Below are 21,150 nucleotides of genomic sequence, written 5' to 3' on the forward strand. Positions count from 1 at the left end.
ACTTTTACACATTTACTGTCCACTTCGGTACTTTTACTGTCCACTCCAGATTCATCCCTCTCTTAAACCCTATTTTTAACATCATTTTCGTTATTGCCACAAAACTAAAAATAAGTTACCATTACAGGGGTAACTTTTATATAAAAGAAGGTAGATATATATGAACAAACGTGTTTATTTGTTAACGATTGTTTCGTTCGTGGTTGGGATGGTCGAGTTGATCATCGGCGGCATCTTAGACCTGATTGCTGACGATCTTGGCGTTAGTCTCGGCAAGGCAGGCTTTCTGATCACGATTTTCTCACTCGTGTTCGCCATCGCGGCACCTATCCTGCTTACGATGACTGCTCATATTGAAAGAAAGCGGCTAACGATCCTCTCATTATTTGTGTTCCTAGCCGGAAACGCACTCGTAATCGTGAGTCAGACGTATTCGATGCTGCTCATCGCTCGAATCCTATCCGCGGTCAGTGGTTCGTTGCTCGTTGTACTTTGTGTGACGATGGCGTCTAACATCGTGGAAGAAAAATACCGAGCTCGTGCGATCGGTGTTGTGTTTATGGGAATCAGTGCATCGCTCGTACTCGGCATACCGGTCGGCTTAATGCTCGGAAATGCGTTCGGCTGGCGCGCACCGTTCATCTTGATCACAGCACTTACCGTTTTATCCATACTCGGTGTGCATTTCTTTATGAACCGTTTAGCTCCAAAACCTGCGATTCCGATCAGAGAACAGCTGCGCACATTAAAAAACAGACGGATCTTGTTTGCGCAGATCACGTCGTTTCTGTTCTTAGCTGGTCATCTGACGTTATACGGATATCTGACTCCGTTTTTAAAAATGGCGCTTGGACTTAACGGAACATGGGTGAGCATCGTATACTTAATATTCGGTGTCGCTGCCGTCTTTGGCGGTGGAATTGGCGGTATGCTTGCTGACAAGTTCGGCACAAAGCCTACGATTATAGGCGTTATTATTGTTTTTGCGGTTTCAATCTTTATGATTCCATATACAACTTTTGCTTTTCCGTTATTTTTAGTGGTTATGGTCATTTGGAGCATGCTTAGCTGGGCGATCACGCCTGCGATGCAGAGCTATCTGATCGAGTCATCACCTGAAACGTCCGACATTCAGCAGAGTCTGAACAACTCTGCGCTTCATTTCGGGATCGCGTTCGGGTCCATGATCGGCGGAATCGTGATTGAGAACGCATCTGTCGAAAACAACGCAACGGTCGGAGGACTGCTGATCATCTTAGCACTTGGAACCGCTGTGCTTTCCATGACAAAAAAAGCACGCCGGCCCCGAGAATCTGCACATACTATTAGCTAGGTTGCGAAAACTATGGCATGATGAAGGTAGAGAAATTTTTGGTAAGTTATCAATTCCTGAGGAGGTGAAACCATTACAATCGTAACGATGTAATGGTGAACAAATGAGTATTCATATCGGCGCAAAACAAGGTGAAATCGCAGAAAGCATCCTATTACCAGGGGATCCGCTTCGTGCAAAATATATTGCAGAAACATTTTTAGAAGACGTAACATGCTATAACGAAGTTCGAGGCATGCTTGGATTCACAGGAACATACAAAGGAAAACGCGTATCTGTTCAAGGGACAGGCATGGGGATTCCGTCGATCGGGATCTACACGAACGAATTGATCCGTGAATATGGCGTAAAAAACTTAATCCGCGTTGGTACGTGTGGCGCGATTCAACAAGACGTAAAAGTACGTGACGTAATCCTTGCGATGACAGCATCAACGGATTCTCGCATGAACCACTTGACGTTTCCTAACATCGACTTCGCACCTTGCGCGAACTTCGATCTTTTAAGAAAAGCATATGAAGCTGGAACGGCAAAAGGCTTAATGATCAAAGCTGGTAACGTGTTAACAGCTGACTTGTTCTACCGTGACAGCATGGATATCGTGAAAAAGCTTGCGGATAACGGTGTGTTAGCGGTTGAAATGGAAACAACTGCACTTTACACGATCGCAGCGAAATACGGTGTGAACGCACTATCGATCTTAACAGTAAGTGACCACATCTTCACAGGTGAAGAAACAACATCTGAAGAGCGCCAAACAACGTTCAACGATATGATTGAGATGGCTTTGGAAGTTGTGAGTTCTGAAGAAAACTAAAATAAAGATGCAAAAAGCTCAGAGTTGATTCTGGGCTTTTTTTGTAGACTTTTTTCTTACGCACTACATAGACCGCGTTCCATCTAACTTTGATACAATCATGTTAACGATCATAGATGAGGAGCCCTATAATGAAAATCGAGCTAGAAATCATACCCAATGATTCTATTTCAGACGCGCCGGATGAAGGTGGCTATTTCCCTTTTGCCATCGATGGACCAAAGGAATATATTGTTGAGTGTTCTCTGATAAGTGAAGTGAATCCAGAAAAATTAACAACTCAGTGGATGCAGCAAATCAATCAATTTCCCATTTTCGTGATGGCAGAAATCTATCATGATCAGAGAAAAGAACTCGAGCAAGATTGTAACTTCCTACAAGTACACTTTGAAACCATTACGTCGGAAAAAAAGAATGATTGCTTTTATAAAATGAAGATTGAGAACACCGAACAATTCAGTGCTCTATTCCCTTACTTTTATGGAAATGGCAGTTCAAATAATCTTGTGTTATGGTCGCTGAAGCATGATGTATTTAGTTATGGAAAAAGGAAGTTTACAAATTCCTGTTATGACCGGGAAAAACAAACTGTTATCGTAAACATGAAAAGTACGAGCTGTGTTTTTTGGATCAGTTATGATGGGTCTAGTATTGTTGCAATAAGTAATGAAGTTATGTTTTCTTTAATGAACAATGAATAAGCAAAATTTGAGCACGGCAAAAAGGAACCCTTAATTTAAACCTAATCAGCATCACCGCTTTGATTACTTTTATCTATGTTTGACCCATAAGATGTTCATTTTGACTAATAGGAATTGGCTTCCCCACAATCAGACTATAAAATGAAATAAGGCTGACCTACCAAGATCACGTGAAGTGCTCTTTTGGGGTCAGCCCTACCTTTTTAGTATCTCAACTTCATCAATACGCTCTTAATCTCTTCATCGTTCATCATTAGTTCCGAATGCTTCTCGGTAATCTTAGCTAACGCCACATCATGATAAAAGAACTCAATAAAAACTTTGATGAAAGGACGAGATTTGGTCTTTAATGCTTGCCAGCTCTGACTTTCCATCCCTGCAAAAATAACTTCCGTCTCATCGACCACCACGAGGCGAAACCGCTCTAGCGAATGATGCTCCTGCGCGGGAATCAACGTGTGCACATGGGACAGCGTAGACTCCAACTCTCCCACAACAAGAACTTCTACATCCACGCCCTGCTTTTCTTTTTCTTGCAGGATCGGTAGGATCTCTTGAATATCATCTTGCCAGCCAGAAACACGAATGGATTTCTCGGCCGTTTGCAGAAGCTGCTTCGTCTGTGCTCGAATCGACGAATCCACCTTCAGACTCCAAACGTGTTCATCGTAAAACTTTCGCTTCGATGTATTATTTTTGAGCTGCTCCACGTTTTGCTGAAATTCTGTTGTCAGCTTCTCGATCACGATTGATAGCGGCAGCGCGGTATACAACTTCTTCTTCTCTGACACCGAATCCAGCACCATGCCTTTTTCGATCATGCGCGATAGCACTTCATATATCTTGGATTTCGGAACACCCGAGTATTTAACGATATTTGTCGCGTCCATCGGCTCCTCGCTTGACGCAAGAACCTCGAACACCTGACTTTCGTATTGTGAAAAACCGAATTTTTGTAGCATGGTTCCTCCTAAAAATAGCCTCTTATCTTCTACAGCTATCTTAAAACAATTATGGCCGTACTGCTAGTCCTTGAAACGTTTCTTTTGGGGGCAATTTTTTGATTTGTTTTAATACCACCAATAGAATGTGTACCCACGATTTAGTTGCTTATATATGTATAAAACCACTGTGAATTAACAATTCGCAGTGGTTTTTGATCTAACTATTCTGAAGCAATTATTTACCCTGGGATTTGAATAATTACCTTATATATTCCATTAAATATTTAGAGATTATTACTTTTTATTTCTTTAAACCACTCATCCGCTATATCACTTGCAGTTTTACTCTCATCATTCATATATACTAACTCATACTTGTATTCAGCTTTAAATTTACGACTTTTTACATCATATATTAGTTTCATTTCAGTTGGCATATCTCTCTCATAATCTTTACATGTATTTTTAATACTCTCTATATATCTTCGTTTAAAATATCTAATACCATAAACTGACGTTTAGTAGAAACGTCATATTCTTTGTCCCCATTCTTCAATATGTCATTCAATTTATGAGGCTTGACATATTGATTATTAATTAAATAAAAGAATTTACTTGATCTTACAGTTTCTTCACAAGAAGCATAGATATATATTTTATCAGCCCTATCCTCTACATATTCCAAACATATAGACACCATATCTGCTTGCAGTGCACTAAATTTATCTTCAAATTCTGTCATCCTTCTTTTCACTCCTAAAATAATTGATTTACCATCAATAGAGTAATAAATATTATAAATTGTCTCTAAATTCTCTCTGCGTGTTAAGTTTCATAAATTCTTCTATCTCAATTAGTAGATAATACTCTGCCTGCTCTCTGAACCCTTATAACTAAACTGAAATAATTACTTACTAAAATGCATTCTCCTAAAACAAGGAAAACACTTGTTGCCTATTGACATTCAAGTGTTTTCTTTGACTTATTATTTTCCGTCCATCTGCTGTCTTAAATACTCTGCAATATCTGTCTGCCCAAATTCTCTAGCATATTCATATGCATTCATATTTTTCAAACTCTCTCCCGTATATCGTTTTGAAATATCAATTCCTGATTCGACTAGGAGCTCAACCATGTCTTTATGCCCGCCATAAATTGCTCCGAACAATGGATTCCTTTTTGCTAAGCTCTCATCTAATTCTGCCCCTGAATCTAACAGATATTTTACAATCTCCAGATGCCCTGCACCTGCTGCTAAATTTAATGCTGAAGCATCAAAAGTTCCACCTTTTGTGTTAATATCGATTCCTTGTTCAATTAGATATTTACATACTTCAAGATTTCCATGTTTGGCAGCTACATGTAGCCATGTGCCAAACGTTGTCATTGTGTTTAAGACTTCTTTATCATGACCAATTAATAGCTTAACTTTATCGTTTTCAAAGTTTTTAATGGCAAGCCTGATTTCTTTATATTGATGCACATTAACCACGGCCTTATCTCCATATTAATATGTAAGCATTTATCAGATTACTACCAATTGCTAAGCTTCTCTAAAAGTATCCTCAAGATAATCGTTAAAAGTATCACACTTCTATACTATACAATTCTATCATTTGAGTAATTAAAACACTGAATATCTGCCATCCTATACTATTACTTTCTCTGTTACAAACTCTATACGTATCCTTTACATATTCCATCGTTCAAAGATAAAATTTGTCATCTTGAGAAAAAAATCTTGAATGACATGTTGTCATTCAAGATTAAAATCAATCTTTCTTACAAAAAATTTATTCATCATGTGTTTCATGTAACATGCTTAAAAATTTGTTAATATCATTTGCAAGAAAGTACATATTACTCATATCATCCGGATTCTCTGATTCTTGTTCATGATCCCAAAAATAAATATTTTCATAATAGGATTCATTAGTTCCCAAACAAATCACGTTACCTGCAGAATCGTCTGCAATAGGAATAAACCCATTCGGAAGCCTATACTCATATATATTGATTACCTTCTCTAAATTATCATACATATCTCCGATGCCATTAAATACATTTAAAACACTATGCCCTTTTTCATCTGAAATTTTAAATGTACTAGCGGAAGGGTAACCACCATTCCACTGAAGTAAAAATTTTTTGTATTTTTCGGTTAACTTTACTTCGTTTTTATATTCAAATTGTTTAATGGTTTCTATTGAAATTTTTTCGTTATCACTTTCTATCAATATCATTGTAATATCCTCCTCTTATCTAGCTCCATTAACAGTTGATACTCCTCCAGAATGAGTGAACTCTCTATGAATATCTTTTTCTACAAGAATCATTGTTTTACCGTCTTGATGATGGTGCCATATATAGCCTGCAGGCGGCTTATTGAACGCTGGTACAGGTGGATCAGAATCTTTACTTAAACCAGCTTTTAAATTTGCTTCCTTATAATCAAGAGGACGATTAGTTGGGCTAGCAATATTAATTTCTACTGGACGCACAGTGGGGTGCATATACGGTGTGAAATCTGGATAACCATCTATATATTTTACTGATTGCCCCTTCTTATTGGTATAGATCCAAGTCCCATTTTCATCTATTTCTACGTGTCCACCTTTTTTCTTCCAATTCTCTGGAACAGGAGAATTTCTTGGTTTTTGCACCGCACTCTGCTGCATCAATTCCTTAACAGTCTTCGTCTCCGTGCTAATCGTTCTAATCACATGACCGGTCGGTGAAGCAAACGCGTGGACTTTGAATCCGATTGGTATGTGTGTGTTGCCTACATTGTGCTTTATGGTCTTAGCCATTTCTTCAGCCTGCAAAAGCTTCTGTCTCGCATATTGAGTGCTGTAAGGGAATTTCGTCTGAACGAATTTCCCCATATCTACTTTGCTTAGTCCATACCCTGCACCGCCGACTCCTACTATTGCAAAAGCATTAAACAGACTCTGGTTACACTGTTGTTCCGTTAATTCATTGCCAAACATGTCTTTTCCGGTGAAGTACTCCCCAAAACCGTTCGCTGACACAAGTCCATATATGCCATATTCGGCTTTTTGGAGATTCTTTAGTCCCTGCGCCGTTCGGTGGGCATCGAGCATATGATTCGCGGCATTCGCTCCTTTTACCGTTTTGTAGACGGCCGATCCACCCTTACCGATTCGCCCTGCCCAACCGACGAACGGAACAAAGCCTGCTGCTGCCATAGCGCCAGATGTAACGCGTTCTGCATCACTCAGTTTGCGTCCTGTGACAGGATCAACGCCCGTCGCAGCTCGCTGTGTATCGTAATATCCGGTTACTTCACCTGTAAACGTACAGACAGTGTCCCACGCCTTCTCGTAAAATGGTCTGTTTTCCATTTCTTCGATTTCTTTTGCAATCCTTCGATCCTCTTTTTGCTGCTTTTTAAACGTTAGATAATCAGAGGTATCTTTTTTCGCTTGTCCGATCGCTTTGTAGACTTCACTATTGTGGTAAGCTTCCGCGTTAAAGTTGAGAGGAGAAATGGTCTCCCCTTGCCGTGTCGCTTCCATCAGCTGTGCGAACAGCCCGTAAATATGCTGTTCTTGATTTTGAGAAATGCTGTACTCTTCTGATAAGCGTTGATCGAACTCGTTTACTTTATCGACCGTATCAGATCGTTTTTTCTCAGCTTTATCCATCTGATCTTCATATGCATCTTTAGAAAATACCGATAAGGAGACAAGGTCATTGACTCTGTTAAAAATGTGCTGCAATGCTTCTTGTTGATCAGCGACCATATCCTTCGCCTGTTTCCCCGCTCGCTCCACGTTCTCTTCTAAAAAAGGCACCTGCACGAATGTATCTCCAGAAAGGTCCACATCCTCTGTATCTCCAGGAATACCTTTAAAAAAGCCGACATTCGTGTCGATCAACCGAATCCAGGCATCGATAACATCCATCTGTCCCTGGTAGAATCCCTTGATCGCATCTGCTCCATGCCCTTTAAAGTCATGGTTCTCTACTATTTTACTAAACTCTTTTTTTAAAGTCTCAAATTGTTCTCTTAATTGCTCATAATGGTGGGCTCGTTCACTGGTTGCAGCTTTTAAGGTTGAGGCTTCGTATACTTTGCTTCCCATTTACTGTTGCCCTCTTTCGTCTGTAATGTTTTCCTATTTTACACTTCCTTTATTATCCAATATATAAACCGTGATTTTCAATGAAACTTGTGTACCATTTTCCGCATATGTTTATAAGTAACTTCTTAGAGGATTCTATTTGATAAAGACTTTATTAGAGGTTAAAAATGATATTTGAGAAATCACTAAAATCTTATATAATTTTCATGATATGTAAGAGGATTGACTCTTCGTTATTTAAACTTGCCTTCATCTGAAGTGCCTTCAATTTTTAGTGATAGTATTAATTCTAGGGTAATAATCTGATTTAGTTAAAGTATAAAGGGATGAAAATTAATGGATATTATTTTTGCAATATTTAACGGATTTATTGTTTTTATCTATTTTGGCATTCTAAGAATAGGCACAAAAAGAATTAGTATAAACACTATAACTATAGAGAAAAAAGCTATATTAATAAGTTTAATGATACTCATCATTTCTTCTTTCGTTCTAGTAATTCCAGAAGGTATTCATACTAGCTTTGCAAAGGGAGGTTTAACCATTGCCTTTTGTATAATTTTGTTTACTATTTGGCTGGGAATTATAAAAAACATAAGCGATAAGACATATGAAAAATCTGTTGGGTTACTAAAAAAATTCTTATTAAACCTTGTTTAACTGTTTAATAAAGCCTAAAAAAAAGATAAAACTCAATTTTGCACGAAGCTCAATTGAGTCCTATCTTTACTTTATAAGAGTTAATTCGATAACAACTGAATCATATTCTTCCTCTAAGGACTTACGTACATCTAAAATATTTCCAGTCTCCAGATTAATTTTATATGTTGATACCTTCTCGAAGGCAAAGGAATCCAACTGATCTTTTCCGTAACCAGGTAATATTTGAACAAAAGGCTTTTCTTTTACTTTTACTTTCCCTTTGCCCCTAACCTTATAGCTAATTTTATATCTACCCTCTAAAATTTGTTTTCCTACCATATAATTTCCGGAGTGAACTATACGATACTTATTCTGTGCGTCCATTTTTAAAGGAACATATTCGGCTGGCAACAACTTTACACTTCCATTTCCTACAACAAAGGCATGAGCATTATTTTCTAATCGCTGACCAACTATCATATCTCCTTTTGATAACTTGACAGGCATTAACGACACATCATCTGATAAGGAAATCACATCATAAAATCCAGCTTTCACCTGCTTACCGATTAAGTAATCACCTTTTTTGAGAATAACTTCTTCTGCAGCATTAAAAAAAGTTGGGTTATCATTTTTAATGATTTTTAAAAGATATTTTGTGCCTAGGAAACATAAAAACAAAACGACCAGCGCAATAAAAACTACTTTTTTAAAATTGTTCATCTATTAACAATCCGTCTGACATTTTAAGCGTATAATCACATAATAAAGAAAGATCTTCTTTATTATGGCTTGCAATTATTACTATTGCACCGCGTTCCTTTTCTTCCGTAAGTACCTTGTGGACAAGGCTAACTCCTTTTTCATCTATAGCGTTTGTCGGCTCATCTAACAAAAGGATATCAGGCTTCTCAAAAATAGCCTGAGCAAGATTTAACCTCTGTTTCATTCCTAAAGAATATTTCTTCACTTTAAGTTTCCCATGTTGTTCAAGTCCTACTCTTTTAATAGATTCATCGATCTCGTCTTTTGTAGCAATCTTCTTGATCTTGGCTAACATTTTAAGATTAGTAGTCGCGTCAAACTGCGGAAGAAGTTGCATATTTTCAATAATGATTCCTACACTAGGAGGTACGGATATATCTTTATGCAGTTCTTTGCTGTTTATTAGAACTTTACCTTCCGTAGGAACGAGAAGTCCCGCCAGTGATCGAAGAAGCATTGTTTTCCCCGAGCCATTCTTTCCGTAAATACCGTATATTTTTCCGCGTTCGAACTGAAAAGAAATATCTCTCAATACATATGTTTGTTTGATTTTTTTACTAAGATCTTTAACTTCAATCATATGAATCCCACCTTAGAAAATATCCATTTTTTTTATTTTCTTACTTGCGATAAATAATACAAACACTAAAATACTAATAAGTATCGTTATCCCTATCAGATAAGAAATAACAGGGGTTTGAAATTCTGGTATTGAAGTTAAACCGTTTTTAAATCCCATTGCATAGTTTGGAAGAAGTAAATAATAAATGAATCCTCCAGCCCCGAAAACATACATTTGCTTTGCAAGAATGATTGAGATCACAACATAGGCATTTACTATTAATTGCGAAGCTTGTGGAGATATAAACAGTTCCATGGTTAGCTGCAAGGAAATTAAAGTCGATAGAGTTAAAAAATATATAAATAAAAGTTTAGTAATATCTATTACTTTTAAATTGATGTTTGAATCTGTTAATAGAAACTTAAATATAAGAGCCTGTATAACAACAAAGATAAAACTTACAATCATCATAGATAGGTAACGCTTATATAGCCATCTTGTTCTTCCATAGTTCCGTATGATTATGATTTTTCCATATGTTTCAAGAGCATCTCTACAATATCCTGTAAAGTAGAAGCTCATTGCAACAATTGGTAATATCCAATAAACAAGAAATTTGTTTTCCAATGCATATGAAGAGGTAATTGGAACGCCATCCAGAAATGGCAGAGATGAATATAACGTTTCAAAATCATTTATTAATAAAGCTTGTATAATCATAATGATTATAACCAGTAAGAATAGAGCTTTATTTTTGATCATTTTATAAAATATCCTTTTTAAAAAATAACGGTGATCCAATTAGATAGAAGATAACACTTAATGCAAATAGTCGTATGTATGATAGAAAAACATCGGTTATTGTTTTTTTATTTTCTAATAATGATTGAAAGATATTTAAATCCTTATAAGGATCCCAAACATTTTCTGGAATTAATAGCAGACCAAAGGAATAGAGAATACCTACAAATAAGTAAGTTGCAAATATCGCTATACCAAAAGAGTTACTAAGGTCATAGATAATCCTATACATTATGCCTATCCAGGAAAAGTAGAGAACAAGCCCTATCATTTGAACGAAACTTATAAAAAAATAACGAACTTCTTTTAATAATTCTACATCTATAAAAAGAAACGTTAACAGGTTGTTAATCATCATGTGGCTTAACGAAAACATAAAAGCCATCAAAAAAACTTTCCCTACAACTTTGAAATAATGTCTTTCTCTTGAAAGCCTAACAAGTGTATACGGTTTTTCTAAAGGTAAGAAAAAATTTAAAAAGAACAAAAATGGAATGGTATAAAACAGGGCATACGCTTTGAAAGAATTATAGCCAAATGCACTATTATTCATATAAATTAAAGATTCTAATGTAGAAAACCCTAGATACCGGCTATTATTTATAAACCAGAGCACGATGAATAATAACAGAATTGCAAATGATACGATGAATCTTTTACCCGTCATTAAATTTCACCTCATAGAAGTAAATGAGCGCAGGTATCGAAATAAAAACAGCTAAGGCAGTAGCTAAGACCGGTAGAAGCGTATCAAATCCATACTCTGCAAATGGTTGGAATAAGTACATTAACGAATCATCTCTAATGACTAAAAAGAACCAAACAAAGAAAGCCGCTGAATAAGAATACTTACGATCTTGAAAAAATAGACTGAACGATGCTCCAAGCAGCCCCGCAAATCCTGCAAGCAAACACGCAGTAAAGCTAAATACAATGACCGCCAAATATGGATGTTCAATACTTAATGTAAAAAGAAGATTATCTGGCAATGAATATTCTTTAGTGTTTTTGCCACCCATAAAAAAAAGAGAGACTAAAATAAAATTCAATAAGAGAGAGATAAACATTGCAAAGAATGAGATAAGAAACGACGTAGCTAATTTATATGAAAAGTATTTCTTTTTTCCGTATTTACTAATAAAGATATTTTGACTTCCTGTTCGATAATCTTGAATGACGGTATCAGAACCTAAAAGTAATAGAAAAAGGGGAAGAAACCATAATAATAATGCTTGTGTCATATGCCCCCTGCTAGAGCCTGACAAAAAGAAAGAAAAGGGGGGATAGAGTTCATGACCTGATTGAAACTTCACTAATAATAATTGAACAACTTCAACACAGGGAATGAGTAAGATAATAAAAAAAATGGATCGACTTAGTTTTGTACGAAAAATACGATAGAATTCACTAGCCATTGTAATCACCCAGCTCATATATTATTTGATTCAAAAAACAAGTGTAAGAGAGCTAAAAAATAACAATTAATATTCTATAAATATATTATTATTCTAATTTTTATTTATGCAAACATGTCCTACATTGTTTAAAAACAGCGGCAACAATAATTGCCACTGTTTCCTTTTAATCTTAATTAGTTGATTTCTTCATCCCAATATCCAGAAGCAGTGAATCCACTTGTTGTGTAGTTATTATTCTCAACACCCAGCCTAACATTCTCTTGGTTTGCAGTACTAAATGCAGTATAGTATTTAGCACCTGAACCTTGAGCAACATCATGTGTATCAGATACTCGTGTACCACTCTTATCTAACCAATATGTAGCCACTGTTCCTTTACCTTCACTAGAATAGGAATAGTTAACTTTCCACTTATTACTCGTATCAGTCGTTTGGCGATATCTTTCCTTAGAATAAGAATTCGCATGCTCAGGTTTTAAGCTGAAACTATACTCAATGTTATCATTACTTGCTAATGCCACGTTTCCTGCTGTTAGTAATGTAATGCCCATCACACCTGCTAATCCTACTCTGTAATACTTTTTAATCGTTTTCTTCATTTCATTTCCTCCCTTATTTAAAAACAATTTATATTTAAAGATTGTAATTGGTTAACTTAAGCAAGTTACTCTATTACAAATCTTGAAATATCACTATGAATCAATGTTCAAACGGTAAATCATCTTCGTGTGCTTCTGGCGTTACAACACTAACCGATGCGTGGTGGTTAGATTTTTCTTTTGATTGATCTAAGTTGTACACGCCCCCGGTTATCAGAAAAATACCTAGGACAAGATAAATTAGAATCTTTTTCACTGTTTTTCTCTCCTTAAAGTAACAAACTAATTACCTATATTTCGCTTAAATCAATGCTACAATATATGGAAAAATACTGATTTCTCGAAATATACGGATTTTAGATACAACCTATCTCATAATTTAGTTTTTTCAAGTCGAAAGACAAAAAATATAACTTTTGTTATATTTTTCTATAAGGGGTGGGAAATGCTTAACTTAAACATGAATAGACTAGGGGAAGAAATACATAGGTTACGAAAGCACTATAAGATGTCACAGAAGGATTTGGCGAAAGGAATATGTTCGCAGGCTGCAATTAGTAAAATTGAATCGGGAGAATGTTTTCCGAGCATAGATACGATTTATCTAATATCAATTAAATTGAGAGTTGAAGTTACTTATTTTATTTCCTTATTAATTCAGGAACGAAATGGATATGTTGCAACAACTATTGATATGATTGAAAAATTAAGCTCAGATAAGAAGTATGATGAAATTTTTGAAATTACAAAGTTCGAAAGATTGAATAACCTAAAGCAATATGGATATCAATATGAACAATTTATTAGTTGGTATTATCATCTATCATCTTATTATTTAGACTTCGTTCCATATTTGGAAGTTATCAACAATTTGCAGCAACTATTATCAACTAAGAATTTATTGGATCAAGATAATTATCAAGACTTAAAGATACAAAACTCTATAGCCGCTATTTATGCTGAGAATAATGATTACGCAAATAGTTATAGCTATTATAAGAGTATTCTTAGTAATACCATTCACATTGATTCATTCCAAAAATTCAGAATAAAAGTCATGTATAACTTATCTAAAGTGTATACTCTAGACCAAAAATATAATGAAGCTCTTATTGTAATAGATAATGCCATTGATTCATGCCTGAAACTAGAAAGTTTTTATATCCTCGGTCAACTTTATTATCAAAAAGGTGTTTGCCAAGAAAAAACCAATTTTGACCTTTATGAAATTTCATCAAATTACAATAAGGCAATATTTATTTTTGAACTAACAAATCAAAAATCATATGTCCAACATATACAAGAAAAAAAAGTAGATTTTCTTAAAGATTCATACAGAGAACTGAATTTTTAGTGATTCTACTACTATATCCCTAAGAATTTGTTAATTTTTCGTTAAACTTTTAATTTCAAACTTTTTTCGACAAATTACGACTCCATTTCTAATTATTACATGCTAAATTAATATAGTATGACTAATTTGAAAGGATAGTGATGAAATGCCCCTTAAACAAACGTTTAAAAGATTACTAGCTAGTTCCCTTGCTGTTGGGTTGATCTCTTCCCAGTTGGCTATAACTGCATCAGCAGACTCGAACCATAAGCATGGTAAGAATCATCATAAGAACAACCGCCCTTTTAACTTATCTCTTATGCATACAAATGATGCGCACGCACGATTAGACAGTGTTGCCAAAAAAGTCACCGCTGTCAAAGAAGTACGCGCGGCAAAGCCTGATGCCTTATTGCTTGATGCAGGAGACGTATTCTCTGGCACGCTTTACTTCAACGAATTCAAAGGACAAGCTGATCTTGAATTTATGAATCTTATGGATTATGACCTTATGACTTTCGGAAACCATGAGTTCGATCTTGGCGCAAGTCCAGAAGGACACCAAGCTTTGGCAGACTTTGTTAAAAACGCCGATTTCCCATTTGTCAGTTCAAACGTTGATTTTTCAAAAGATGACAAGCTAAGAAGCTTATATAAAGGTTATGATTTCAGACCCAAAGATGGAAAAATCTATTCATCAATAGTAAAAAAAGTAAACGGTGAATACGTTGGTTTCATCGGCCTAACAACTGAAGAAACAAAAGATATCTCAAGCCCAGAAAAAGTTAGTTTCCAAAACTACATTAAAGCAGCTACTAAAGAGGTAAAGCTTCTCCAACTTCTTGGTATTAATAAGATCGTTGCCCTCACCCACCTTGGGTATGATGACAGTGTCGCTTATGATAATGATTTACAACTTGCAAAATATGTTGATGGTATTGATGTTATCGTTGGTGGTCATAGTCACACACAACTTGACGCTCCAGTTGTTGTATCAACAGATGAAAAAGGGAAAAAGAAAGACCCTACTGTTATCGTACAAGCCTATCAGTATGGTGATTTCTTAGGAACACTGGACGTTCAGTTCAATCAAAAAGGAAAAGTGATTGGACAAGCTGGACAGTTGATTAAGGTAGCAGACAAAGCAGCAGATCCAGAAGCTGCTGAGTTACTTGTTAAGTATTCCACTAAAGTGGCAGAAATTAAGAATAAACCAACAGGCGGAATTGCAGAAAAAGTATTACTAGCTCCTCGTACGAACGATGTTGGACCAAGTGTAAGAAATAGTGAAGTCGAGTTAGGTAACCTTATTACAGATGGAATGCTTGATAAAGCAAAAGACTATAATTCAAACGTCGTAATGGCGTTCCAAAATGGTGGAGGTATTCGCGCTACAATCGATCAAGGTGAAATCACATTTGGTGATGTGTTAACTACCTTGCCATTCGGAAACACGCTTGCTACGATGAAACTTACAGGAACCGAAATTAAACAAGCACTAGAGCACAGTGTTAAGGACGCTCCTAAAGAACATGGCGGATTCCTTCACGTGTCAGGCATGAAGTTCACTTATGACAGCACGAAAGCTGCTGGCAGCCGTGTAGTAACGATGGAAGTGAAGAATGCAGACGGAACATTCACTGCAATCAACCCGTCTCAAGAATACGTGATTGCAACTAATGCTTTCACAGCTAAAGGCGGAGACGGATTCACGGTATTCAAGAATGCTTATGAGCAAGGACGCGTTACAGATCTAGGTGCATCTGACTGGGAAAATCTACGTGATTATGTTGCAGAGTTAGTAAATGTTAACCCTGTAATTGAAGGGCGCATTGTAGATGTAGCACGACAATAAGCAGTAAAAGGCTGGCTCATTTTTGAGTCAGCCTTTTACTGCTTTAATTAATTTCCTCTTATTAGTCTTTTAGGTATTGATAAGGTGACAATCCATCTTTTTAATTCAATTAAAAATCATTCAGTCTTTATATTTGTACCCTTATTTAAAGCCGATACCCCATCTTTATATTCCCAGAAGATGTATAGCCTATAGTTTGGTTCTCTAGATAGTGGAGAGCAATATTCTGGTTTGGTGATGAAGACCTCTTAATAAAATGGTACATCTCTTCCCAAGTTGTTCGTTTGAAAGTACCCATTCCTGAAGTTAGGTGTTTTCCAAATTCCCGTTCAATGTTTCGCTCTTTTATTCTACGCACAAGGTTAATCAAATAAAATGCCTTCTTTTTTTGTTTTGCCATCCAAAGGCCGAGCAGCCAAAATCGTAACAGTTCATACTTTTTTTCTTTAATCGCAATCGTATAAAAACCTGCATTAAACACTTTTGTAAAGAACCAATTGTCAGCCTCTGTGTATAACTTCTCTACTGCAACACGAGACGGTATTGTGTTATTACTTGATTCGGTTTTACACTCAATTACTATGATGGCGTCCTCTGTTTCTATTATTAGATCAGGTTCGCTTCCACTAGAAGGCTTTTCACCGAATGTACTGCGCGCTTTTAATAGCAGTGGATATGTATTTTGAGACTCCTTATCATAGCACCAGTAATGAATTTTCGGATTACAGGCATTATGGATCCCTATAGATTCTAAGTATCTCTCCAATTGATTACTAGTTTCCAAGTAACGAAACATATTCCACGTTACGGCATCTTCAGAATTATTTCGTGCCAATCGGTTTTCCCGCTTCTTTTTTAATATCGTTCTTAATAACTGTATATCTTCAGGATTTTTTGAGATTAAGTTCATGGTGTAGTCTGTGTATTCAAAGGTTGTGGGAGATAGAAAGATGTTATGATTTGGACATAAGTAATCGTCTGTTGTTTTAAACGTTTTCTTTTGTCGAGGCACTTGATGCTTACAGTTTAGTACAGGACATTCAATCCACTCGGCAGTTTGAGAAACTTTTTCTTTTAATGTTGTACGATTGTACATAAGGATGCCTCCTACCCTAATAAACATAATTTATTTAAATATACCAACAATTGTAAATTATTTCTATATAAACCATTAAAAGGTTTTTTTATTCGACGCAAAAAAGGTCACGCATAATTACTATGCCGTGACCTGTTAAGATTTATTGAAAAAAACCGCTAAGAATACGAAGTTTGTACGCATTTTCAACTTATGAATTGTATTCTGTCTTTTTCTTATTTCTATTAAATAGAACAAGACTAGCTATAATTAAAATAGTTCCTATAAAAAACGTAACTATAGGATAAAACAATGGATAAATGAGAGTGAAAATGGTTGGGTATGCCGACCCGTCGTCTGAATAATATCCTGCTGGTCCTTGCTTTATGGGTGGAATTAGTTTTGTTTGTAATTTGGATTTTGTTTTGTAGGTAAAGTCTTCTGTTTTCACATTACCCTTTTCACTAATCGTAAAAATCCGATATTTTTGTTCTTCATTAGGTATGAACCCATTCATATCCCTCATGATTCCTCTTTTCATTTAAATGACAATTGCAAAAGAATCTTCTGTTGTCTTTTTGTTATGAATGAGCCAATAAGATACATAATGTGAATATTGGTTAAGTCCTTCATCCATTTGTACAGGGAAATTCTTTAAAACCTCTTTATTCTCACCATCTATTTTAATATACACATCCGCTAAGTTTATGATATTGTCCCATGGATCTCGAAAAGGAGGCTCATCATTTGTTATATGAAATGTGTCAATCCTTGTTGAACCGAATTGATAGCTAGTGGGAGCACCTGCATACATTTCATTGATCTCCGTAATTTTGTATTTTTGATCGATTTCCCACTGGTAAATGAACTCTTTGAACATATCATTTTGAATTGAGAGTACCACTAATAGAATTCCTGATATGAATAGTTTTGTATACCTTTGCATTCTCCTACCTCTTTATTAAGTTAATGATCTAATGATAACAGCACCAGCTAAGGATAATGAGAGTTTGGTATGAACTTAAGGAGCAAGAATCACCTTTAATAAGTATAAGTCTATACAACAAGCAAAGTAAAAAGCACGCAAAATTGTGTGCTTTTTGTTTTAGACATTGTAAGGTTCTAGTTGAATACTAATTTCCGTTTTAAGGCTTTCATTCTCATTGATCATAGTAAGTTCTTCTTTTCTTTTGAACTCATCGGTTTTTGCCATCCAAGGTTCAACACAAACAAATTCTTTATCAGCTTCTGTCCATAACATAATATACTTAAACGGTTCGATATAGTTAATTTTAACTGTCTTCTTCAATGAGGGAAGGTTAAAAGAGATGCTAGGTTGAGACCCATCTAATAAAACAATTGCCTCTTTTAAGCTTCCTAGATCAACGCTACCTTTAAACTCTTTCTCTTCATGATCATTATAGTCAAAGTATCTCGTAGCATCTGTTTCATAGGAAAGGTGCTTTTCACTCGTTTTAAAATAGGGATGGAAGCCAGCATACATAGGCATAGGCTGATTCCCCATGTTCATATATTCTTGATGGATAGTCAGCTTTCCCTTCTTTAATACATAGGTAAATAGGACTTCAAAGTCAAAAGGATAAGAGATTTTCGTCTGTTCATTACTCGTCATCTTAATAGTTAGTGACGCACGGCCTTCCATCTCGCTATCAATCACTTCCCAGGCGGCGTTGCGGGCAAATCCATGGTTATTCATGGAATACGTTGTTCCATCCCATTCATAGATTCCGTCATACAACTGACCAGAGATCGGAAAAAGAATTGGAATACCGCCTCTTACATTCTTGTCTGTATCATAGAACGTTTCTTCATTTAGATAGAGCAGTTCTTCTCCTTCTACCCCATATGAGAAGATGATACCTCCACGCTCTGGAGCGACCTTAACCCAAGAATTTGTAGCAGCATCCTGTAGTTCGTAAATTTTATATTTGGAATCACTTAACTGTTTTACGTGATACATGTATCCATTCCTCTCAATTAAAAATCGTACCAACTGTTTCACATTTATTTTAACTTATATTCATAATATCTGTAATCTTGTCATTGCTACATTCTTGTAGATTGTTTTTTGTTTTTCCATGATTTTAAAGGAATGGATGACATCCATTTCTTCACATAGTACATTACACGTGGATTTAAATGTAGTTGCTCCGTATACTTATCCCAACAAGCCATCAAGATGATAGCAAGTATTGCAACCTGAGGCGAATAGAGCACATAATCAAAGACACCCGTTAGCAACATGACTGGTAAGGAAAGCAAGAAAACATCCAGATGTTCTTTGTTTCCCGCCTTGGATAAATAAAAGGATGCGACCTTATAGATATTAATGATTACAACGATAACAAAAGCCACTCCACCTAGAGCACCGTATTCGGTGAAAATTCCGATGACTAAGTTGTGAGCATGCGGAATTCGTTCATTAAAATGATAAAAGTATTCTTTATAAAAGCCTAACGCAGTCACTCCAAATAAAGAATGATCCTGCCATAACTCATAGGAGTTTCTCCAGATCTCCTTCCTGATACCTGTCGATTCCACCAATTGTTCACTCCGTGGCATCCAATTAAAAATTACATGGTTGCTCATCCCCAACAAAAGAACAAACAGACTCGCCCATAATTTGTTCCATCTGAAGGAAACAAGAACAAAAATAATGAGCATGATGGAAAAACCAGCTCTCGACTCCGTTAGATAAATAGCATGGATAAACATTCCGATTATAACTGCTTGTAAGGCAGATTTTCGATAAAGCATTCTTCTAAAATTTTTATGAAACTCCGCAAGCAGAAACGATAGTCCGAATAATAGCAGTGCTACAGAGAAATTTGGATTATAAGCAGAACCCATTAATCTTTCATAATGCTGCACATTCGAATGACCAATCAACACTGTTCCCATAAAATAGCTGATTACTTTTTGATTCATAAGTACTTGCTGAATCGGATACAAGCTATAAAAATAAATACCGCCTAAGATGGTAATCCATTTAAACGCGTAAATGGTTTTCTTCACGCTATTATTTTTAATCTTTAAGTACAACCCAAAGTACGCCAAAAGTAAGGCTGAAACAAGAAAGTACGAATAATCATCCATGGCAAAAGCTGCTCCTAACGATGATACAAACAGGCAGCTAATAAGAAACAAGCCTGGCGATAAATGGATTCGCTTTCCTTGTTTGAAAAATTGATGTAAATAATGCCAGCCTGAAAACACAAATAGAGCAATTCCAACTGGGGGAAGTATGAAACAAAGGAAGATGCTTATCTCAGTAAAATTCTTTTTTAATTTGTTCAAAATGGTATTAATCATAAATAACCTCTTTTTTGTCGCATAATGAAACATCATACTAAATAAAAGAAGCATCCATGCAATATTTACAATAACTAAACGATATCTTAATGGTGCAGCTATAGGCTGTCTTAAAATACTATTCTCTTTTTCAACTCTCTAAGGATATAATTTAATTAGTACTATCTTAAGAATTGATGGGGGCAACAATACGTGTTGAAATTAATCAAAACTATTAACGAGCAATACCATTATTGGGAAGTCTGGAATGAAGGAAAGACCATTATTGAACACTGGGGAATAGTTGGAAATACTGGTGAAAGCAAAGAAATGAAAGTTTCCCTCTTCCACCGTACAAATAAGGTAATGGGCAACTTAGCTGATGAAAAAGTTAAGCAAGGCTATGTTTTTTTAGATGAAGATCAACTTCCTGAAATCATCATTCAGCATTCGAACGAAGGTTTAAGTATGGAAGAAGCTTTTGAAAAGCGGAATCAGGTTGAAGAATTAATCAATGAATGCCTCGGATGGACTGGTAATGGATTTGTTGATGGTGGAGAAATGGAAGTGGAATCTTTTTTGACTAACGTTTTTTGCCCTGTAGTAGATGTGGAAATTGCATGTAAGACAATTCTAAAAGAATTAAAAGCTAACCATTTAATAGATGGCGTTACGATTGCATACTGCCAACCCGAACGATCTGAAGAAGAACAAGATGAAGACTATGATAATCCGTATATCACTCTTTATCCTGAAGGTGGTAAAATCGAGTTTTAAGTGAATAATATTGTAAATTATCTCGAATAATTATTCTTAAAAAAAATTTTGAAAAGCACCCATCTTATAGTGGATGCTTTTCTTGTATTAGCAGATAACAGCCAGAT

Annotated in this window: 22 protein-coding genes and 1 pseudogene; 7 read left to right on the top strand and 16 right to left on the bottom strand. The window is 35.8% G+C overall.

The window, feature by feature from the left end:
* Positions 1-160: 160 nt before the first annotated feature.
* From H9648_RS12325 to H9648_RS12335, 3 genes are all read left to right on the top strand, one after another.
* Complete coding sequence (locus tag H9648_RS12325) at positions 161-1,333, top strand: MFS transporter (RefSeq protein WP_191754125.1); 1,173 nt, start codon at positions 161-163, stop codon at positions 1,331-1,333.
* 103 nt (positions 1,334-1,436) lie between these two features.
* A complete protein-coding gene (gene deoD / locus H9648_RS12330) occupies positions 1,437-2,150 on the top strand; it encodes a purine-nucleoside phosphorylase (protein WP_191754126.1) in 714 nt (237 codons plus the stop codon).
* A gap of 131 nt (positions 2,151-2,281) precedes the next feature.
* Entirely contained in the window at positions 2,282-2,851 is a 570-nt protein-coding gene (locus H9648_RS12335) for a hypothetical protein (RefSeq protein WP_191754127.1), read from the top strand.
* 203 nt (positions 2,852-3,054) lie between these two features.
* Here H9648_RS12335 and H9648_RS12340 read toward each other — a convergent pair whose 3' ends face one another.
* The 5 genes and pseudogenes from H9648_RS12340 to H9648_RS12360 form a co-directional block, all read right to left on the bottom strand.
* A complete protein-coding gene (locus tag H9648_RS12340; RefSeq protein WP_191754128.1) occupies positions 3,055-3,813 on the bottom strand; it encodes a TrmB family transcriptional regulator in 759 nt (252 codons plus the stop codon).
* Between the two features lie 266 nt (positions 3,814-4,079).
* A pseudogene (locus H9648_RS12345) lies at positions 4,080-4,537 on the bottom strand (DUF600 domain-containing protein).
* 243 nt (positions 4,538-4,780) lie between these two features.
* Positions 4,781-5,287 carry an ankyrin repeat domain-containing protein gene (locus H9648_RS12350; RefSeq protein ID WP_191754129.1) on the bottom strand — a complete coding sequence of 169 codons (507 nt, stop codon included), beginning with the start codon at positions 5,285-5,287 and terminating at the stop codon, positions 4,781-4,783.
* Positions 5,288-5,588: 301 nt separating this feature from the next.
* Positions 5,589-6,038, bottom strand: coding sequence for an SMI1/KNR4 family protein (locus H9648_RS12355; RefSeq protein ID WP_191754130.1), 450 nt, complete (start codon positions 6,036-6,038; stop codon positions 5,589-5,591).
* A 15-nt stretch (positions 6,039-6,053) separates the two neighbouring features.
* Positions 6,054-7,904, bottom strand: coding sequence for a T7SS effector LXG polymorphic toxin (locus tag H9648_RS12360; protein WP_191754131.1), 1,851 nt, complete (start codon positions 7,902-7,904; stop codon positions 6,054-6,056).
* A gap of 336 nt (positions 7,905-8,240) precedes the next feature.
* Between H9648_RS12360 and H9648_RS12365 the strand changes: the two genes are divergently transcribed.
* Positions 8,241-8,564 carry a hypothetical protein gene (locus H9648_RS12365; protein WP_191754132.1) on the top strand — a complete coding sequence of 108 codons (324 nt, stop codon included), beginning with the start codon at positions 8,241-8,243 and terminating at the stop codon, positions 8,562-8,564.
* 66 nt (positions 8,565-8,630) lie between these two features.
* Here the strand turns inward: H9648_RS12365 and H9648_RS12370 are convergent, their stop codons facing one another.
* The 7 genes from H9648_RS12370 to H9648_RS12400 form a co-directional block, all read right to left on the bottom strand.
* The gene (locus H9648_RS12370; RefSeq protein ID WP_191754133.1) at positions 8,631-9,269 is read right to left on the bottom strand and encodes a hypothetical protein; all 639 of its coding nucleotides are present in this window, start codon (positions 9,267-9,269) and stop codon (positions 8,631-8,633) included.
* On the bottom strand, positions 9,256-9,891 hold the full coding sequence (locus H9648_RS12375; protein WP_191754134.1) for an ABC transporter ATP-binding protein: 636 nt from the start codon (positions 9,889-9,891) through the stop codon (positions 9,256-9,258). Before H9648_RS12375 ends, H9648_RS12370 begins: the two co-directional genes overlap by 14 nt.
* Before the next feature lie 12 nt (positions 9,892-9,903).
* A complete protein-coding gene (locus H9648_RS12380; RefSeq protein WP_191754135.1) occupies positions 9,904-10,635 on the bottom strand; it encodes a DUF2705 family protein in 732 nt (243 codons plus the stop codon).
* Position 10,636: 1 nt separating this feature from the next.
* A complete protein-coding gene (locus H9648_RS12385; RefSeq protein WP_191754136.1) occupies positions 10,637-11,341 on the bottom strand; it encodes a WxPxxD family membrane protein in 705 nt (234 codons plus the stop codon).
* Positions 11,331-11,915: a hypothetical protein gene (locus H9648_RS12390; protein ID WP_225218880.1), complete on the bottom strand. Its 585-nt coding sequence runs from the start codon at positions 11,913-11,915 to the stop codon at positions 11,331-11,333. The genes H9648_RS12385 and H9648_RS12390 overlap by 11 nt, the downstream gene beginning before the upstream one ends.
* Before the next feature lie 350 nt (positions 11,916-12,265).
* Positions 12,266-12,691: a DUF2712 domain-containing protein gene (locus tag H9648_RS12395; RefSeq protein ID WP_191754138.1), complete on the bottom strand. Its 426-nt coding sequence runs from the start codon at positions 12,689-12,691 to the stop codon at positions 12,266-12,268.
* Positions 12,692-12,791: 100 nt separating this feature from the next.
* Entirely contained in the window at positions 12,792-12,947 is a 156-nt protein-coding gene (locus H9648_RS12400) for a hypothetical protein (RefSeq protein ID WP_191754139.1), read from the bottom strand.
* A 189-nt stretch (positions 12,948-13,136) separates the two neighbouring features.
* On the opposite strand from H9648_RS12400, the gene H9648_RS12405 reads away from it, so the two are divergent.
* Entirely contained in the window at positions 13,137-14,045 is a 909-nt protein-coding gene (locus tag H9648_RS12405; protein ID WP_191754140.1) for a helix-turn-helix domain-containing protein, read from the top strand.
* 145 nt (positions 14,046-14,190) lie between these two features.
* Positions 14,191-15,879, top strand: a complete 1,689-nt coding sequence (locus H9648_RS12410; RefSeq protein WP_225218881.1) for a bifunctional metallophosphatase/5'-nucleotidase — start codon at positions 14,191-14,193, stop codon at positions 15,877-15,879.
* A 145-nt stretch (positions 15,880-16,024) separates the two neighbouring features.
* Here H9648_RS12410 and H9648_RS12415 read toward each other — a convergent pair whose 3' ends face one another.
* From H9648_RS12415 to H9648_RS12430, 4 genes are all read right to left on the bottom strand, one after another.
* Entirely contained in the window at positions 16,025-16,975 is a 951-nt protein-coding gene (locus H9648_RS12415) for a hypothetical protein (protein ID WP_191754141.1), read from the bottom strand.
* Between the two features lie 520 nt (positions 16,976-17,495).
* Entirely contained in the window at positions 17,496-17,900 is a 405-nt protein-coding gene (locus H9648_RS12420) for a hypothetical protein (RefSeq protein ID WP_191754142.1), read from the bottom strand.
* 159 nt (positions 17,901-18,059) lie between these two features.
* Positions 18,060-18,935, bottom strand: a complete 876-nt coding sequence (locus H9648_RS12425; protein ID WP_191754143.1) for an aldose epimerase family protein — start codon at positions 18,933-18,935, stop codon at positions 18,060-18,062.
* Positions 18,936-19,021: 86 nt separating this feature from the next.
* Complete coding sequence (locus H9648_RS12430; RefSeq protein ID WP_191754144.1) at positions 19,022-20,287, bottom strand: O-antigen ligase family protein; 1,266 nt, start codon at positions 20,285-20,287, stop codon at positions 19,022-19,024.
* A gap of 192 nt (positions 20,288-20,479) precedes the next feature.
* Between H9648_RS12430 and H9648_RS12435 the strand changes: the two genes are divergently transcribed.
* Complete coding sequence (locus H9648_RS12435; protein ID WP_191754145.1) at positions 20,480-21,043, top strand: hypothetical protein; 564 nt, start codon at positions 20,480-20,482, stop codon at positions 21,041-21,043.
* Positions 21,044-21,150: the final 107 nt, after the last annotated feature.

This window comes from Fictibacillus norfolkensis (assembly GCF_014836645.1).
Taxonomy (GTDB): domain Bacteria; phylum Bacillota; class Bacilli; order Bacillales; family Fictibacillaceae; genus Fictibacillus; species Fictibacillus norfolkensis.

What these genes read in the sequence shown, in the direction of transcription:
- H9648_RS12325 (WP_191754125.1), top strand. Translation starts at nt 161, where the DNA reads ATGAACAAACGTGTTTATTTGTTAACGATTGTTTCGTTCGTGGTTGGG.
- deoD (WP_191754126.1), top strand. Translation starts at nt 1,437, where the DNA reads ATGAGTATTCATATCGGCGCAAAACAAGGTGAAATCGCAGAAAGCATC.
- H9648_RS12335 (WP_191754127.1), top strand. Translation starts at nt 2,282, where the DNA reads ATGAAAATCGAGCTAGAAATCATACCCAATGATTCTATTTCAGACGCG.
- H9648_RS12340 (WP_191754128.1), bottom strand. Translation starts at nt 3,813, where the DNA reads ATGCTACAAAAATTCGGTTTTTCACAATACGAAAGTCAGGTGTTCGAG.
- H9648_RS12355 (WP_191754130.1), bottom strand. Translation starts at nt 6,038, where the DNA reads ATGATATTGATAGAAAGTGATAACGAAAAAATTTCAATAGAAACCATT.
- H9648_RS12360 (WP_191754131.1), bottom strand. Translation starts at nt 7,904, where the DNA reads ATGGGAAGCAAAGTATACGAAGCCTCAACCTTAAAAGCTGCAACCAGT.
- H9648_RS12365 (WP_191754132.1), top strand. Translation starts at nt 8,241, where the DNA reads ATGGATATTATTTTTGCAATATTTAACGGATTTATTGTTTTTATCTAT.
- H9648_RS12370 (WP_191754133.1), bottom strand. Translation starts at nt 9,269, where the DNA reads ATGAACAATTTTAAAAAAGTAGTTTTTATTGCGCTGGTCGTTTTGTTT.
- H9648_RS12375 (WP_191754134.1), bottom strand. Translation starts at nt 9,891, where the DNA reads ATGATTGAAGTTAAAGATCTTAGTAAAAAAATCAAACAAACATATGTA.
- H9648_RS12380 (WP_191754135.1), bottom strand. Translation starts at nt 10,635, where the DNA reads ATGATCAAAAATAAAGCTCTATTCTTACTGGTTATAATCATTATGATT.
- H9648_RS12385 (WP_191754136.1), bottom strand. Translation starts at nt 11,341, where the DNA reads ATGACGGGTAAAAGATTCATCGTATCATTTGCAATTCTGTTATTATTC.
- H9648_RS12390 (WP_225218880.1), bottom strand. Translation starts at nt 11,915, where the DNA reads ATGACACAAGCATTATTATTATGGTTTCTTCCCCTTTTTCTATTACTT.
- H9648_RS12395 (WP_191754138.1), bottom strand. Translation starts at nt 12,691, where the DNA reads ATGAAGAAAACGATTAAAAAGTATTACAGAGTAGGATTAGCAGGTGTG.
- H9648_RS12405 (WP_191754140.1), top strand. Translation starts at nt 13,137, where the DNA reads ATGCTTAACTTAAACATGAATAGACTAGGGGAAGAAATACATAGGTTA.
- H9648_RS12410 (WP_225218881.1), top strand. Translation starts at nt 14,191, where the DNA reads ATGCCCCTTAAACAAACGTTTAAAAGATTACTAGCTAGTTCCCTTGCT.
- H9648_RS12415 (WP_191754141.1), bottom strand. Translation starts at nt 16,975, where the DNA reads ATGTACAATCGTACAACATTAAAAGAAAAAGTTTCTCAAACTGCCGAG.
- H9648_RS12420 (WP_191754142.1), bottom strand. Translation starts at nt 17,900, where the DNA reads ATGCAAAGGTATACAAAACTATTCATATCAGGAATTCTATTAGTGGTA.
- H9648_RS12425 (WP_191754143.1), bottom strand. Translation starts at nt 18,935, where the DNA reads ATGTATCACGTAAAACAGTTAAGTGATTCCAAATATAAAATTTACGAA.
- H9648_RS12430 (WP_191754144.1), bottom strand. Translation starts at nt 20,287, where the DNA reads ATGATTAATACCATTTTGAACAAATTAAAAAAGAATTTTACTGAGATA.